The sequence below is a fragment of the Alistipes megaguti genome, from assembly GCF_944320325.1.
GTDB lineage: Bacteria > Bacteroidota > Bacteroidia > Bacteroidales > Rikenellaceae > Alistipes > Alistipes megaguti.
This window is the reverse complement of the sequence record NZ_CALUHA010000004.1, coordinates 27,455-42,536: the sequence shown is the minus strand read 5'-3', so window position 1 is coordinate 42,536 and position 15,082 is coordinate 27,455. Positions and strand designations below refer to the sequence as shown.

General features: G+C 60.6%; 12 protein-coding genes and 1 tRNA gene. 4 read left to right on the top strand and 9 right to left on the bottom strand.

Translation table 11 applies throughout. The annotated features are described in order from the left end of the window. The first annotated feature begins 22 nt into the window (after positions 1-22). From PUQ42_RS01930 to PUQ42_RS01915, 4 genes are all read left to right on the top strand, one after another. Complete coding sequence (locus tag PUQ42_RS01930; RefSeq protein WP_273370465.1) at positions 23-1,657, top strand: RagB/SusD family nutrient uptake outer membrane protein; 1,635 nt, start codon at positions 23-25, stop codon at positions 1,655-1,657. Between the two features lie 53 nt (positions 1,658-1,710). Beyond that, positions 1,711-4,191, top strand: a complete 2,481-nt coding sequence (locus tag PUQ42_RS01925) for a hypothetical protein (RefSeq protein WP_273370464.1) — start codon at positions 1,711-1,713, stop codon at positions 4,189-4,191. 81 nt (positions 4,192-4,272) lie between these two features. Continuing rightward, positions 4,273-6,285, top strand: coding sequence for a S8 family peptidase (locus PUQ42_RS01920; RefSeq protein WP_273370462.1), 2,013 nt, complete (start codon positions 4,273-4,275; stop codon positions 6,283-6,285). 11 nt (positions 6,286-6,296) lie between these two features. Beyond that, positions 6,297-6,740: a hypothetical protein gene (locus PUQ42_RS01915; RefSeq protein WP_273370460.1), complete on the top strand. Its 444-nt coding sequence runs from the start codon at positions 6,297-6,299 to the stop codon at positions 6,738-6,740. Between the two features lie 550 nt (positions 6,741-7,290). Here PUQ42_RS01915 and PUQ42_RS01910 read toward each other — a convergent pair. From PUQ42_RS01910 to tilS, 9 genes are all read right to left on the bottom strand, one after another. Then, positions 7,291-7,364, bottom strand: a tRNA-Arg gene (locus tag PUQ42_RS01910). A 325-nt stretch (positions 7,365-7,689) separates the two neighbouring features. Continuing rightward, complete coding sequence (gene ruvC / locus PUQ42_RS01905) at positions 7,690-8,307, bottom strand: crossover junction endodeoxyribonuclease RuvC (RefSeq protein ID WP_241147615.1); 618 nt, start codon at positions 8,305-8,307, stop codon at positions 7,690-7,692. A gap of 140 nt (positions 8,308-8,447) precedes the next feature. Continuing rightward, entirely contained in the window at positions 8,448-9,503 is a 1,056-nt protein-coding gene (locus PUQ42_RS01900) for a TlpA disulfide reductase family protein (RefSeq protein WP_273370455.1), read from the bottom strand. A 6-nt stretch (positions 9,504-9,509) separates the two neighbouring features. Next, positions 9,510-10,544, bottom strand: coding sequence for a UDP-3-O-(3-hydroxymyristoyl)glucosamine N-acyltransferase (lpxD, locus tag PUQ42_RS01895; RefSeq protein WP_087404858.1), 1,035 nt, complete (start codon positions 10,542-10,544; stop codon positions 9,510-9,512). A 13-nt stretch (positions 10,545-10,557) separates the two neighbouring features. After that, positions 10,558-11,028: a pantetheine-phosphate adenylyltransferase gene (coaD, locus tag PUQ42_RS01890; RefSeq protein WP_087312242.1), complete on the bottom strand. Its 471-nt coding sequence runs from the start codon at positions 11,026-11,028 to the stop codon at positions 10,558-10,560. 159 nt (positions 11,029-11,187) lie between these two features. After that, positions 11,188-11,802 carry a DUF6549 family protein gene (locus PUQ42_RS01885; RefSeq protein WP_087404857.1) on the bottom strand — a complete coding sequence of 205 codons (615 nt, stop codon included), beginning with the start codon at positions 11,800-11,802 and terminating at the stop codon, positions 11,188-11,190. 160 nt (positions 11,803-11,962) lie between these two features. Beyond that, positions 11,963-12,664, bottom strand: coding sequence for an aminotransferase class IV (locus tag PUQ42_RS01880; protein ID WP_273370444.1), 702 nt, complete (start codon positions 12,662-12,664; stop codon positions 11,963-11,965). Continuing rightward, the gene (gene holA / locus PUQ42_RS01875; RefSeq protein WP_273370441.1) at positions 12,661-13,731 is read right to left on the bottom strand and encodes a DNA polymerase III subunit delta; all 1,071 of its coding nucleotides are present in this window, start codon (positions 13,729-13,731) and stop codon (positions 12,661-12,663) included. The genes PUQ42_RS01880 and holA overlap by 4 nt, the downstream gene beginning before the upstream one ends. A gap of 1 nt (position 13,732) precedes the next feature. After that, the gene (gene tilS / locus PUQ42_RS01870; protein WP_273370438.1) at positions 13,733-15,076 is read right to left on the bottom strand and encodes a tRNA lysidine(34) synthetase TilS; all 1,344 of its coding nucleotides are present in this window, start codon (positions 15,074-15,076) and stop codon (positions 13,733-13,735) included. Positions 15,077-15,082: the final 6 nt, after the last annotated feature.

Sequence of the window (15,082 nt, the reverse complement as noted above, 5' to 3'; positions counted from 1 at the left end):
CCCAAAGATACATATACAGACTATGAAAAACAACTTGAAAATATCGCTTGCAACGCTTGCCGCAGCCGTTCTGGCCACGGGCTGCATCAAGGAAGCGACCCCGACGGATATCGCCATCGAACGTCAGGTAACGCTCGAAACGACGATCCGCGGTATTCCGGCCGCCCTGGTCAAGGCCGGATCGACGGGCTATGCCCAGCAGGGTGCCGCGTGGGACTTCTCGCTGCCGGCCATCCACCTGGCCATGGAGTCGATGACGGGCGACCTGGTGGTGACGGGCAACATCGGCTACGACTGGTTCGCCCAGTGGGGTACGAACGACGCCCTGGGAGCCGACTACGCCGTCGGAGCCCTGACGTGGGACAACTACTATACGTGGATCATGATGGCCAACAGCGTCATCAGCCTCATCGACACGGATGACTACATGTCGCTCGATGCCACGCAGCGCTCCTATCTGGGCTTTGCCTACGCCTATCGCGCCATGTTCTACTTCGACCTGGTGCGGCTGTACGAGTTCAAGGAGAATACGGTCACCTCGGCCCCGGAGCTGCTGGGTCTGGGCGTGCCCATCGTGCTGCCCGAGACCACCGAGGCGCAGGCCAAGAACAATCCGCGTGCGAAGGTCGACGACATCTACGACCAGATCATCTTCCCCGACCTGGACAAGGCCGAGACGCTGCTGGAGAGCTATGCGGCTCCGGACAAGTATACGATCAGTCTGGCGCTGGTCTACGGTCTGAAGGCGCGGGCCTACCTGGAGCGCGGCACGGCCAAGAACGACGTTGCGGCCTATCGGTCGGCGGCCGAGTACGCCCGCAAGGCGATCACGGCCAGCGGCTGCACGCCGCTGACGCAGGAGCAGTGGGAGGATCCGACCAACGGCTTCAACAGCGCCACCTCGAACGACGCCTGGATCTGGGGTCTGGCTCTTCCGAACGAGAGTGTATCGCCGCTCTTCTGCTTCACGGCGCACATGAGCTGCGAGAACGACTGGTCGGACTACCACGCCGGCCGCGGTATCAACAAGAACCTCTACAACAGCATCAGCATCCGGGATTTCCGCCGCCACTCGTGGCTCGACCCCGACCGCAACAGCTATGCCTACAAGAGCTGCCGCAGCGACAGCAAGGATTACTTCGCCAACAGCCTGAAGGATTATGCCAACATCAAGTTCCGTCCGGCCCAGGGGGCCTATCAGGACTACAACGTCGGCGGTGCGGCGGATCACTGCTGCATGCGTGTCGAGGAGATGTACTTCATCGAGGCCGAGGCTACGGCCCAGGCCGGCAACCTGCCGGAGGGTGTTCGTCTGCTCAACTCGTTCATGACCAGTTACCGCATGATGGACGGTGCGACGTACGACTGCTCGGTCAAGGTGGGCTCGTCGCTCGAAAACTTCGTCAACGAGCTCATGTTGCAGAAGCGTATCGAGTTCTGGGGCGAGGGCATCGTGATGTTCGACATGAAGCGTCTGAACATGTCGAGCAAGCGCGGCTATGTGGGTACGAACGCGCCGTCGTCGTACCGGCTCAACGTCGATGGCCGGGCTCCCTACTGGAACCTCGTCATCACGCGCGGTGAGACGCAGAACAATCCCGTCATCGCCAAGCAGAACAACCCCGATCCGTCGGGTAGGATCGAACCGTGGAAATAATCCGTACGGACGAGCGAATCGCTATCAAATTCAAACCATAAATTCAGCGAACCGTGAAGAATTTCAAATATCTTTTGTGGACATTCCTGGCAACGGCACTGGTGGCCGGTTGTACGGACGATCCAACCTATACGCGCGGAGCCGAAGAGGACCCGAATACGTATGGGGTCTACTTCCCCACGCAGAGCTCGCCGACCGAGGTGGAGGTCTCTTCGGCCGACCCGCTGGAGGTGACCTACAAGGTCTGCCGCACGCGGTACATTGATGCCATTACGGTGCCCGTCGAGGTGACGACCAGCGATGAGGGCATCTTCGACATCGAGCCGCTGTTCTTCGGCCCCGGCGAGAAGGAGACCGAATTCAAGGTCTCGTTCCCCAACGCCCAGAAGGGCAAGGAGTATACGTGCGATATCCGCATCGTGGACCCGCACTACATCTCCATCTACGGACCCAATGCCACGTCGCTCTCCTTCTCGGTGATCCGTGCCGACTGGGTGCCCCTGACCAGCGGGGACGGGTCGACGAACAAGGGCAAATGGCGTGACGACCTGATCAGCAACCTCTATTCGACGAACAGTTCGGGCTTCAACCCCAATCCCGAAATCGAGGTCGAGATGTACGAGCGTGACGACAAGCCGGGTCTCTACCGGATGAAGATCTACAATGCCGCCTTCATGGAGGCCATGACCGGAAAACCGAACTTCTCCTATCAGAGCCGCGATGTCTATACGATCATTGATGCCAGCGACCCCGACAAGGTCTATATTCCCTATCAGAACACCGGATTGTCGCTGCTGACCACCGACGGTGAGATCCGCATCGCCTCGAACGTTTCGGAGAACTTCTCGATGGACGAGTCCGGCAACCAGTACGGAACGCTGAAGGACGGCGTGATCACCTTCCCGACGCAGAGCATCATGCTCGAGCTGGAGAAGCACTCCGGCGTGTTCTACTATGGGAACATGTCGGGCCTGCTGCGGATTCAGCTTCCGGGAGTCCAGGCCCCCGACTATACGGTCAAACTGACCAAGCACGAACCGGAGGATGGCGTCGTGAATATCGATGCCGCATTTTCCGACGATGCCAAGCTGATGAAATATGCGCTCTACGACGGAGTGGTCGACGATGGACAGGCCAGCCTCTATGCCCAGGATCTGGATGCCGCCAAGGCGGATCCCGACACCTTCGACGGCTCGATCTCGGAGTCGGGCACCATCAAGATCGAAGACCTCAAGACGGGCAAGTATACCCTTGTCGGCTGCATCTACGGCGAGGAAGGCGGCGACCTGAAGGGGTATGCCTATGTGTCGTTCGGCTATGTGGCCGCCGGCGAGGAGAAGGAGATCGACCTGACCTACGGTCTGGAGACCTCGAACGAGTTTGCCGGACAGGGCATCTCGTCGGACAATGCCGTGAAGTTCTATGCCTATGGTTCGGAGATCGAATCGCTGACCTACGGACTCTTCCGTACGAGCAGCATCTCGGGTCAGTCGCTCGATGACCTGCTCGACAAGCAGGGTACGGAGCTCTCCGACGAGGAGCTCGAGAATCTCAACGACGGTCACTTCAGCACGATGCTCACCGGTCTGAACGGAGACAGCGAGTATACCTTTGCACTGCGTGTCAACAATGGCTATTTCACGCGGACGAAGTCGCAGACGCACAAGACGACGGGAACCTTCAACCCGGGTCTGGAGTACTACAGCTACAGCGACTACCTGGCCAATGGCAGCCAGCCCTCGCTGAAGAAACTGACCGGCACGACGTGGAACTACTACGCCATCAATCTGATGGACGACGAACCGGAACCGGTTCGTCGGCGGATAGGCGAGGTGACGATGTACGAGGATCCCGAACTGAGCACCAGTTCGCAGCCGGTGGTCCGTATCAAGGGCCTTTCGGGCATCGACTTCACCTCGGGAGGCGAGGCGCTGGGCTACTACATCCCCAATACCTCGATGTTCTCGGGTTACACCGGAGCACTGGGCCTCTATGCCGACGGCGAACAGACGACGGGTATATATCTGGGACAGAAGACCTATCTGGGCTTCATGCCCTCGGACGGCAATGGCATCTACTTCTCGTTCGGCATGTTCCTGGGTGCCGTGGCTGACGGATATCTTTATGTCGTGACATCGCCTGCGGCCGTTGAACAGGGGCTGATGTTCTCGTATCTTTTCACGGGGTCGGTTTATGACCTGTTCAGTCTGACGATGGAGATGATGCTCGTCGATCCGGAGAAGGATATGGGCGGCATTCCCGCTGCGGTCGAGAAGAACATCGCCCTGATGCGGGAGAAGATCCGCAACGGATTCCGTCCGCGGAACTTCGTCGAACTGCCCGAGTTTGGCGGTGGGCAGCCCGATATGCCCGCTTTCGGCGGTCGTGAGGCGATCAACGTGGGGGTAAACCGGATTCCGGCCTCGATGCCGACGCTCAAGCGGGCCGAGGCGAAGTTCTCGGTGACGTCGGCACGGACGGCTGATGCCGGAACGGAGATGACCTTCAAACGAATCGGAAAGAAAGTAGAATAACAGCGTAAGCCCCGGGACGGGTCCGGACTCCGTGTGAATCCGGCCCGTCGCGAGCGGCGTAATTCAATACGATACACAGATATGCAGAACAGAAAGAAAGTATTGATTCTGGCATCGCTTCTTTTTGCGGCGTGCGGCTCGGATCCCATCCAGGATGCGGCTACCTCGGTTACGGACCCGCAAGAGCCGGCGGCAGCCAAGATCTGCAACTCCTCCACATCGGCCGTCAAGGGAACGATCATCGCCAAGTTCAATGAAGAGGCGATCCCCGTTCTGGAAGAGGCGGCGGCCCGTCAGGCGGCTACCCGTTCGCAGGTGACGCGTTCGGGCATCCAGCAAGTCGACGAGATTTTCGAAGAGTTGCATGTAAGTTCGTTCAAGCGCGTGTTCCCCTATGCCGGCGATCGCGAGGCGCAGACGCGTGCCGCCGGATTGCACCGCTGGTATGTGCTCACCTTCGACGAGGATCAGGATCTCGACGCGGCGGCCGAGCGTCTGGCTTCGGTTGCCGAGGTTTCGAAGGTGCAGTTCAGTGTCGAGCTCCGCAAGGCGTACGACGGCAAGGCCTATCCCTTCACGGGCGGAGCCCACGGAGAGACTCGTGCGCTGGTAACGTCGGATTTCAACGATCCGAACCTCTTCTGGCAGTGGCACTATATCAACAATGCCGATGCCGCCATTTCCACGGCGGCCCGCGTGGGTGCCGATGTCAATGCCGCTCCGGCCTGGAAACTCACGGGCGGCAATTCGCAGGTGATCGTGGCCATCGTCGACGAGGGCATCAAGTATACGCACCCGGATCTGGCGGCCAACATGTGGACCAATCCGAAACCCTCGCCGGAGTACAACAACGAGGATATCCACGGCTACAACTTCGTGGACGACGGCCCCATCACGTGGGACAAGCGCGAGACCTCGATCTCGGGCGAGGAGTTGGGTGACTCGGGCCACGGAACGCACGTGGCCGGCACCGTCGCTGCGGTGAACAACAACGGTATCGGTGTTGCCGGTGTTGCCGGCGGCACGGGCAACAACGACGGCGTGCGGCTGATGTCGTGCCAGATCTTCTCGGGCAGCAAGGGCGGCACCGACCTGATTGCCAGCCAGGCCATCAAGTATGCCGCCGATCACGGAGCTTCGATTCTGCAGTGCTCCTACGGTTACAGCGGCAACGATATCTCGTCGGACCGTATGTATGAGGAGCGTTCGCCGCTGGAGCACGAAGCCCTGCTCTATTTCATGAATCAGAAAAACTGCCCGGCACTGGACGGAGGACTGGTCTTCTATGCGGCCGGCAACGACGGCCTTCCGGTCTCGCAGTATCCGGGCGCCTACCGCGATTTCATCTCGGTGACCTCGATTGCTCCCGATTACCTGCCGGCCTACTACACGTGCTACGGTCCGGGTTGCAATGTGGCGGCACCGGGCGGTGAGACCACGGGCCAGAGCGGCGGAGAGAAGGCCGGTGTGTTGTCGACGCTCTGCTCGGAGATCTCCGGAGCGGACTACGGCTACATGCAGGGTACCTCGATGGCGTGTCCCCACGCTTCGGGCGTAGCCGCACTGGGCCTCTCGTATGCGCTGGCCAATGGCAAGCACTATACGCGTGAAGAGTTTGTGTCGATGTATCTCACGTCGGTCAGCGACCTGGAGTGCTATCTGGAGGGAACGAAGGAGACCGGCGCCGTTCTCAATCTGGAGGATTACCGCGGCAAGATGGGTACGGGTCTGATCGACGCCTATCAGCTGCTGATGCAGATCGAGGGTACGCCCTGCCTGAAGGTTCCGACCGGATCGCTGCAGTTGATCACCCTGTCGCAGTATTTCGGCGGATCGGCGAACAATCTGACCTATACGGGCATCGAGATGTCGAAGGAGGATCAGGAGAAACTCGGCTTGCCGTCCGAACCGGAGATGTACAACGGACAACTGATGATCAAGTGCATGAAGCCCGGTGTGGCCCACATCACGGTGAAGGCCGTTGCGGGCGGCAACCGTCCGGGCTCGGCCACGATCATCGGCGGTATCGAGGTGACGAAGGAGTTTGCGATCATCGCCCGTGATTCGGGTTCGAAGAACGGCGGTTGGCTTTAACCTGAAATTGCATGAAACACATGAAAAAATACATCTATATTCTCTTTGCAGCATTGCTGTTTGTCGGATGTTCGGACGAAGAGTCCGTAACGGTCGATTCGGAGGTTGTCGGCGAATGGCAATTGATTCAGTGGAACGGCGACATGGCGGATGACTTTGTCGTCTATCTGGAGTTTTGTTCCGACGGCACGTTCAATCTGTACCAGCGGGTCGAGTATTCGTATTTCGAGCGTTATGCTGGGCGTTATACGGCCGACAAGGGGCTTCTCGAGGGCCGCTATGACGACGGAACCTCCTGGTCGTACGGATTTGCGGTGAGTGACGGCGGATATACGTTGACGTTGACCGATCAGAAGAGCCAGGAAGTGAATGTCTATACGCGGACGACGGTTCCTGCGGATGTACGCAATGTGGCGGTGACTCGTTCGGAGACGGGCGGCAAACGGTTCCTGTAGTCGTCTCCTTCTCTGCCAGGAAATGAAAAGAGGAGTGGTTCCTTGTGGGGCTGCTCCTCTTTTTTTTGTGGATTATCCGTGTGGTGTGTGCCGGGAGTCTTGACTATTTGTCTGAGACCTTGTTTTTCAGGGGCAGGATGTCGGTTTCACCGGCGGGTGCAGCCTGAAGACGATCGCTTCGATCGCCCATCCGGGCTCTTTGCCCCTTTGCGCCTTTGCCTCTTAGACGCAGGGGACAGTCAGTGTTGTATGGATCGGCGGGGTATTTTCGTCAACCTTTCGTCTGTGCGCGGGAAAGGGGACTGACTTGTAGATTCGGTTTTGGAAGGAGGCGGGGCAGTGTTACCGAGTTTCCGGGCATAAAGGACCATAACGTACTCACCTTGCTGCGAGGGTTGATTCCGTCTGGCGATTGTCCGTTTTCCGCGTGGCGGCAGTTTCGATCGGTTTAAACATTGGTTTAAACAAGCTCCCGAATTCACGGTAAAAACCGTTCGAAACAGCACACAAAAAAACCACTCACATTGCTGTAAGTGGTTGATTTTGAGAGTGACGCCGACAGGACTCAAACCTGTAACCTTCTGATCCGTAGTCAGATGCTCTATTCAATTAAGCTACGGCGCCTTTCCTTGATTGCGAGTGCAAATGTAGGGCAAATTTCCGAACTGTGCAAATATTTCGTTGAAAAAATTTTATAAATTCTCCCTTGTTTTCTGCCTCTATCTTGCTCCTTCCAGATTGTCAGCCGATTACATTTTGACTCCGGTCTGCCCTCCGAATCGCCTTCGGGAATCTCCCGGAGCTCTTTCCCGTTTCAGCCGGAGTGTTGAAACCGTCGGCCTCCGTATGTTCCGCCTCCGTATGTTCCGCCTCCGTATGTTCCACCTCCGTGTGTACAGTCTCCCGCTTTCAGCTTCCCGTCTTCCGCCTACTGCCTTCCGCTCCTCCGCTATTTGATCTCCCGGTCGGGGTGTTTCTTCAGAAACTGCTCCCAACTCTGCGTTCCGCCCTTCGAGGCCGCCTTTTTACCGCCTCCGAGTCCCTTGACCCGTTCGTCGCCCAGGACGGCATTCAGCGGGCTGGAGGTGGCGTAATAGTGGCACAGTGCCACGGCCATGCCGTCCGTGGCATCGAGTCGTCGCGGTGGCTCGTCGATGGTCAGCAGCCGGCAGACGATCGAGGCCACCTGCTCCTTGGTGGCTGAACCGCGCCCCGTGATGGCCTGTTTGATCCGCATCGGAGCGTATTCGAAGACCTGCAGGTCACGGCTCAGCGCTGCGGCCATGGCCACCCCCTGGGCACGTCCCAGCTTGAGCATCGACTGTACGTTCTCACCGAAGAACGGCGATTCGAGGGCCACCTCGCGCGGGCCGTATTCGTCCACGAGTTTGCCGACCCGGTCGAAGATATAACGCAGCTTGGCATAGGGGTCTGTGAGGCGGTGCAGGTCGATGGCTCCCAGTACGACCGAGCGGATCGTACGTCCCTTGACCTCCAGCACGCCGTAACCCATGTAGTTCGTGCCGGGGTCAATGCCCATGATGCGGTATTTTTCCTGCGGTTTCATGTCTTTATGGAGCATTTCGGTGTTTTCGGTGTTTTTCAGTCACTCCGGGGCGGGACCGATGGGCTGCCGTCGGGGCTGGAACGAAGACGCCCCTGCAGCCGGCCAACCGGATCCGCAGGGGCGCTGTCGTGACGGACTGCTTATTTGAGCAGTTCGGCGATCTTGTTGTAGAGCTCCTCGCCGCGCAGATTCTTGGCGACGATCTTGCCCTCATGGTCGATCAGGAAGTTTGTCGGAATCCCCTGGATGGCGTAATCCTTGGCCGACTGGTTCTCGAATCCATCCAGCGAGCTGACATGAATCCAGTTCATCTGGTTCTCCTTGACGGCGTTGAGCCAGCTGTCGCGGTTGTTGTCGTAGGAGTATCCGAAGATCTCGAAACCCTTCTTGTGGAATTCGTCATAGGTCTGCTTCAGATAGGGGACCTCGCCCATGCAGGGACCGCACCACGAAGCCCAGAAGTCGAGCAGGATGTACTTGTTTGCGGGGTTCTCGACCACCGATTTGAGCGACAGCTCCTTGCCGTCGGCATCCTGAGCCGTTACGTCGATGAAGGGCTGACCCACGTCGGTTTTTTGTTTGGCTTGGGCGTGCGCCTTCAGATTGACGAGGACTTTGGTCTGCTGCATCTCGGGGGAGAAGAGGGCGATTTCGTCGAGCAGCTCCTTGCCCGAGAGTTCGTAGCTCATCTGATCGGCCAGCAGCAGGGCGCCGAAGAGGTTGTTGCGGTTCTGCTCGACGGCCAGGTGGGCCAGCTCCTCATACTCCTTTTCGATGGCGGCGCGGCGCTCTTCGGTGGTCGAGCTGTCGCGGTACTCCATGATCAGGCGGTAGCCGGCATCGGCATATTCCGTGCTGGCATCATTGGCCGGGGTTCCGGTGACGCGTTTGCGCATCGGGCTGTCGGGGTCGTCGCTGATCTGGATTGTTCCGGGTTCGAGCAGCAGCATGGCGGTAAACGTGGCGTTTTCATCGCGGGCATCGCGCAGAATGGCGATCTGAGGCTCCTGAGCCTCGCCCTTGAGGCGGAAGGCGCCCTCCTTGACGGTTGCCGAGTCGAGCAGGTTCTCCTCCTGGTCGAAGAGATAGACCACGGGATTTGCTCCGTCGACCTTACCCTCGATGACATATTGGTTCTTGCTGCCGCAGCTGGCCAGCAGGGTGGCGCAGGCTGCGAAAATGAGGATTTTTTTCATGGTTTCCTATTTTTGGAGTTCTTTGAGTTGTTTTTCGAGTTCGTTGACGCGCCGGGCGAGTTCCGGCAGGTCCTTGAAAACGGCCGACGAGCGATGATATTGCATGCCGGGCAGGGCAGGATATCCCAGGCGGATCTCGCCGTCGGGGACATTCTTGTCGATACCGCTCTTCGAGCCGACCTTCACCCGGTTTCCGATCGTCACGTGGTCGGCGATGCCGACCTGTCCGGCCAGGAAGCAGTTGTGACCGACCTTCGAGGTGCCGGCGATGCCGGTCTGGGCCGACGAGACGGTATTCTCGCCGATCTCGACGTTGTGGCCGATCTGGATCAGGTTGTCGAGTTTCACGCCGCGGCGGATGATCGTCGAGTCGGTCTTTGCGCGGTCGATGCAGGTGTTGGCTCCGATCTCGACGTGGTCCTCGATGACGACGTTGCCCAGCTGGGGGATCTTGTCGAAGCCGCCCTCGGCATTGGGCATGAATCCGAAGCCGTCGGCACCGATGACGGCCCCGGCATGGAGGATGCAGTCGGCGCCCACCGAGCAGCCTTCGTAGATCTTCACGCCGGGATAGAGCGTCGTGCCCTCGCCGACGGTGACGCCGGCACCGACGTAGACCTGGGGATAAATCTGACACCCCTTGCCGATCCGGGCGCCCTCTTCGATGACCGCGAAGTCACCGACGTAGCACTCTTCGCCGACCGTGGCCTTTTCGGAGATCGAGGCGCGGGGGCTGATCCCCTTACGGCGGGGTTTTGCGGCGTTGTACATTTCGAGCAGTTTCACGACGCAGGCGGCGGCGTTGTCGACCTTGACCAGGGTGGTGGCCACGGGCTGCGAGGGTTCGAACGAGCGGTCGACCAGCACGATCGAGGCCTGTGTGGTGTAGAGCCAGGGTTCGTATTTGGGATTGGTCAGATAGGTCAGCGATCCGGCTTTACCAGCCTCGATCGAGGAGACGGTGTGCACCGCGGCGTTTTTGTCGCCCACGACATCGCCGCCCAGAAAGCCGGCGATCATTTCGGCCGTAAATTCCATCATAATCGGGATATTGTTAGAGGTATTGGTTGATATCGATTCCCTGAGGGAGGAACTCCTCGACGGTACGTCCGAAGGAGAGGACCTCGCGGACGGTCGACGAGGAGATGTCGGCCACGGGGGCCGGCGTGAAGAGCATGACGGTGGTCAGAGCCGGGTAGATGCGGTGGTTGGTGGCCTCCATCGTGCGTTCGTACTCGAAGTCGGTGGTGTTCCTTACGCCGCGGATGATGGCGCAGGCGCCGACCTCTTCGGCGAACTGACCGGTCAGTCCGGTGTAGATCCGGGCCTCGACGCGAGGTTCGTGACGGTAGACGTCGTCGATCAGGCGTTTGCGGTTCTCGACGGTCAGCAGGCCGCATTTGGCGGTGTTGTTGCCGATGCCGATCACCACGCGGTCGAAGAGATTCAGCGCCTCGTCGACCAGCGCGGCGTGACCGCGGGTGAAGGGGTCGAACGACCCCGGGAATATTGCAGTGCGCTCCATATTCGGCAAAGGTAGAAAAAAAACGCAAACCGCGTACGTTTTCGGTGTTTTATTCGCGGTTTCGGATCCGGACGGCGTGCCGGCGTACATCGCGGGGAGGGTTTCAGGACGGGCGGTGCGGCCGGCCGGGCCGGTGGGTCCGGTGACCGGTTGCGGCGGTCAGCGTTCGATCCGGATGTATTCCGTGTAGACGATTCGCGTATGGGGGTTCTGCGAGACGATCTCCTGCCGCAGGGCCTTGGTGCCCCAGCGGATGAAGAGGAAACGGTGGGGGATGCGGTGGACGATCTGCCGCAGGGTGTCGACGCTGTGGATGCGGCAGTGGACCGAATCGCGACGGATGATCCCCTCGATGCGGACCCAGGGGTCGCTCCAGCGGAAGGAGTGCAGCGTGTCGAGCCGCGTCCCGAAGCTTCGGGAGAGGATCTCGGAGGTGTCGCGCCGCACGATGAGCGAGTCCCGCAGCGGGGTGCGGATTTCGAGCGTCGACGCAGTGGCGGTCCGGGCCGAGGCTTCGAGCCGACGGAGGCGGATGCCCAGCCGTCGGATCTCTTCGGCATCTTCGGCCCGCAGCCGTTCGAATTCGGCGCAGCGCAGCCGGAGCACCTGTGCCGAGGCGGCCTCTTCGCCGGCCTGCGTGCGGTAGAGGGCGATTTCGGAGGCCAGCGCCTCCTGATTCCGGGCCAGACGTTGATTCTCGCCGTGGTAATGGCGCCATACGACCATCAACGCAGCCGTGACCGCCACGGCATAGAGCATGAGGTATTTTTTCATGGATTGACGGGTTTGGTTCAACGCGCAAGATAGGTCGTCGGCCAGCGTTTCGGTTTCCAGATTTTTTGGAAACGGCCCTCCCCGGGGCGGGATTGTGCCCCTGCCGGCGTGCCGGGTTCCGATTCCCTCTCCGCTGCCCCCTCCTCTGCTGGCCCCTCCGCTATTCCAGCGCCGCGGCGATTCGTTCGGCCAGAAAGGTCATCAGCGGCACTCCGTTGCAGCGCGAGAGGGAGGTGATGCCGCGATGGTCCGTAAATAAGAGTTCCTCGATGCGGGACAGATCCCCGAGCCCGAACTCCTCCTTGCGCAGCTCCATCCCGGCCCGGCGGACGGCCTCCCGGGTGATTGAGCGCTCGACACTCTCCGGTCCCGGCGCTTCGAGTACCGTGCGACCTGCGATGGCGAAGAGCGGGGCCCCCTCGGCCTCACGGAAGTGCCCCTCGGCATCGCAGCGGATGGCTGCCTCCGCCCCCTGGCGTTCGGCCGCCCGGCGGGCCAGCAGCGTGGCCGCCTCATGGACCGAGGTGGGGGCCTCGGTCAGCGGCAGGTCGTAACGCAGCGCGACGGCTGCGGGTTGCACGCTGCGGTAGCCGTAGCCGTCGTAGTAGGAGATGCCGGCCGGCAGCAGCCGCTCCGAACCGTCGGCCAGCAGCTCGAGGCGGATAAATCCCGAGACCTCGGTCGGGTAGTGCTCCTCCCGGGCGCGGCGTTCGATCCGCCGTTGAAGCGCCTCGGCGGCGGAGGGGTACGGACGCCCGAACCATTCGCGCGAAAGGGCATCGAGCGTCGCCGCATGTTCGGCGACGTGGCGGGCCCGGCCGCGGGCCAGGTGAATGGTCTGATAGAGATAGAGGTCGGTCACTGGAGGAAGATTTTCAGCAGCAGTTCGCGCAGCAGCTCGCCGTCCGACGCACCGCCCGATCCGAGTCCCTTGCTTTTGGCGTCGTATTCGCGCAGCAGCCCCAGAATCTGGAAGACCTTGCGATTGTCCCACCGGGAGGCGTTCTGCTTGATTTCGCCCAGAATGAAGGTGTTGCTCTTGCGCAGGATGCGCATCAGCTCCTGATCCGAGGGAAAGGGCTTGTTGCGGTGGCGCGTAAGCCAGCGCAGGTAGTTCACCACGAAGAGGTCGCGGAACTGGTTGAAGAGAGCCATGACGGTCAGCAGCAACGGATTCTCCTTCGGGTTGCGGGCGAAGTGGTCGGCGATCATCAGGGCGCGGTTCATGTCGCGCGTAACGACGGCCTTGCACAACTCGAAGTTGTTGAAATCCTTCGAGATGCCGATATTGGCCTCGATGTCGCGGTCCGTGATGCGCTTCGTTCCTTCGGGGAGCGAGACGGTGAGTTTCTGCAGTTCGTTGGCGATCTTCGAGATGTCGGTTCCGAGGTGGTCGGTGAGCATCGAGAGGGCCTTCGGGTCGATCTCCAGGCCGCGGCGTCGGATGAACTGCTGGAGCCACGAGGCGATCTCGTAGTCGCGCGGGCGGACCGATTCGAGCACCACGCCGTTGGCGGCACACCCCTTGTAGAAGGCCGATCGCTTGTCGACGCTCTTCTCCTTGTGGCAGATGACGAGGATGGTCGTGGGCGAGGGTTTCTGGGTGTAGAGCGAGAGTCGGTCGATTCCCTTGAGCTGCTGGGCCTCCTTGACGATGACCACCTCGTACTGCCCCATCATCGGCATCTGTCGGCAGAGGTTGACGATCTGCCCGGTGTCCGAATCGCGGCCGTAGACGGTGATCTGGTTGAAGGCGCGGGCGGCCTCGTCGAGGATCGACGCGGCCAGCCGGTCGGCGATCCGGTCGATGAAGTAGCTCTCCTCGCCCATGAGCAGATAGATGCCCGCAAAGCGTCGGGCGGCGATATCGCCCATGATCCGCTCGAAGTCGGCCACGGAGTCCTTGAATTTCAGCGTCGTTTTGGCCATTTCAGACGATCTCTTTGGTGATTCGCAACACGTTTTCGGTGGTGGAGGTCAGCCGGTAGCGGTCGTCGATGCGCCGGCCGACGAGCCAGACGATGTCGTCGCCCGAGAGCAGGACGAACTGCCGCTGCTTTTCGGGCAGCGAGACCTTGGCATCGATCAGGAAGTCGCTGACCTTCTTGCGGCCGCTCATGCCGAAGGGGATGAACCAGTCGCCCTCCTTCCAGCGGCGCAGCGTGAGGGGGAATTGCAGGCGGTCGGCGTCGAGCTGGGCGATCTGCTCGGGGATGCCGAAGTTCTTGATCGTGTCGATGTCGCAGTATTCGAAGTAGAGGACGGCATTTCCGCAGTAGCTTCGCTGCGTGCCCTTCGGGACGCTCACCAGACAGGGATCTTCCGGGGCGATCGGCGAGACGAGGATGCGTCCGCGGTCGATCGTGGCCACATGGTCGCGGGCGTAGAAGCGGCGGCCGGTTGCGCCCTGCTCGAGGGCGTGGTACAGCGAGTCGATGACGTCGCCCTTGAATCCGTAGGCCGAGTTGAGCAGTTCGTAGATGACGAATTCGTGCGGGAAGGCGGGGTCGATGCGGTCGAGATGGATCGTGTCGATGCCCGCGTCGGAGGTGACGGCCAGGGCGCGGATGCGTTCGATGCCGTGGTTGATGAAGAGCTGGGCGTCGGTCAGACGGGCCAGGTTGCGGCACATCAGACTCGTGAACTTGGGGTTGATCTCGCGGATGCGGGGGATCAGCCCGAGGCGGATCTTGTTGCGCAGGTACTTGGTCGAGCGGTTCGACGAATCCTCGCGGTAGGGAATGTGGTTGGCGGCGGCATACTCGAGGATCTCGCGTCGCGAGGCGAAGAGCAGCGGGCGGATGACCTTTCCGACCTGTGTCGAGATGCCGGTCAAGCCGCGCAGGCCGGTACCGCGCAGCAGGTTGATGAAGAAGGTCTCGATCGAGTCGTCGGCATGGTGGGCGATGGCCACGACCGTATAGCCCTTCTGTCGGCTCAGTTCGTCGAACCAGGCGTAGCGGAGCCGCCGGGCGGCCATCTCCATCGACTCGCCGGTGCGCTCCATCTCGGCGGCGGTTTCGAATCGCCGGTTGTAGCACGGAACGCCGTATTTGGCGGCCTCCTTCTGGACGAGCACCTCGTCCTCGTCGCTTTCGGCGCCGCGCAGCTGGAAGTTGCAGTGGGCGACCCCGACCGTGTACCCGCAGCGGACGAAGAGCGAGAGCATGACCATCGAGTCGACGCCGCCCGAGACGGTCAGCAGGATGCGGTCGTCGTGCGTGGCGAGGTTGTTCTCGTCGATGTAGTGTTGAAAAGCTTCAATCAGTGCCATGACTCC

What these genes read in the sequence shown, in the direction of transcription:
- PUQ42_RS01930 (WP_273370465.1), top strand. Translation starts at nt 23, where the DNA reads ATGAAAAACAACTTGAAAATATCGCTTGCAACGCTTGCCGCAGCCGTT.
- PUQ42_RS01920 (WP_273370462.1), top strand. Translation starts at nt 4,273, where the DNA reads ATGCAGAACAGAAAGAAAGTATTGATTCTGGCATCGCTTCTTTTTGCG.
- PUQ42_RS01915 (WP_273370460.1), top strand. Translation starts at nt 6,297, where the DNA reads ATGAAACACATGAAAAAATACATCTATATTCTCTTTGCAGCATTGCTG.
- ruvC (WP_241147615.1), bottom strand. Translation starts at nt 8,307, where the DNA reads ATGAAACCGCAGGAAAAATACCGCATCATGGGCATTGACCCCGGCACG.
- PUQ42_RS01900 (WP_273370455.1), bottom strand. Translation starts at nt 9,503, where the DNA reads ATGAAAAAAATCCTCATTTTCGCAGCCTGCGCCACCCTGCTGGCCAGC.
- lpxD (WP_087404858.1), bottom strand. Translation starts at nt 10,544, where the DNA reads ATGATGGAATTTACGGCCGAAATGATCGCCGGCTTTCTGGGCGGCGAT.
- coaD (WP_087312242.1), bottom strand. Translation starts at nt 11,028, where the DNA reads ATGGAGCGCACTGCAATATTCCCGGGGTCGTTCGACCCCTTCACCCGC.
- PUQ42_RS01885 (WP_087404857.1), bottom strand. Translation starts at nt 11,802, where the DNA reads ATGAAAAAATACCTCATGCTCTATGCCGTGGCGGTCACGGCTGCGTTG.
- holA (WP_273370441.1), bottom strand. Translation starts at nt 13,731, where the DNA reads ATGGCCAAAACGACGCTGAAATTCAAGGACTCCGTGGCCGACTTCGAG.
- tilS (WP_273370438.1), bottom strand. Translation starts at nt 15,076, where the DNA reads ATGGCACTGATTGAAGCTTTTCAACACTACATCGACGAGAACAACCTC.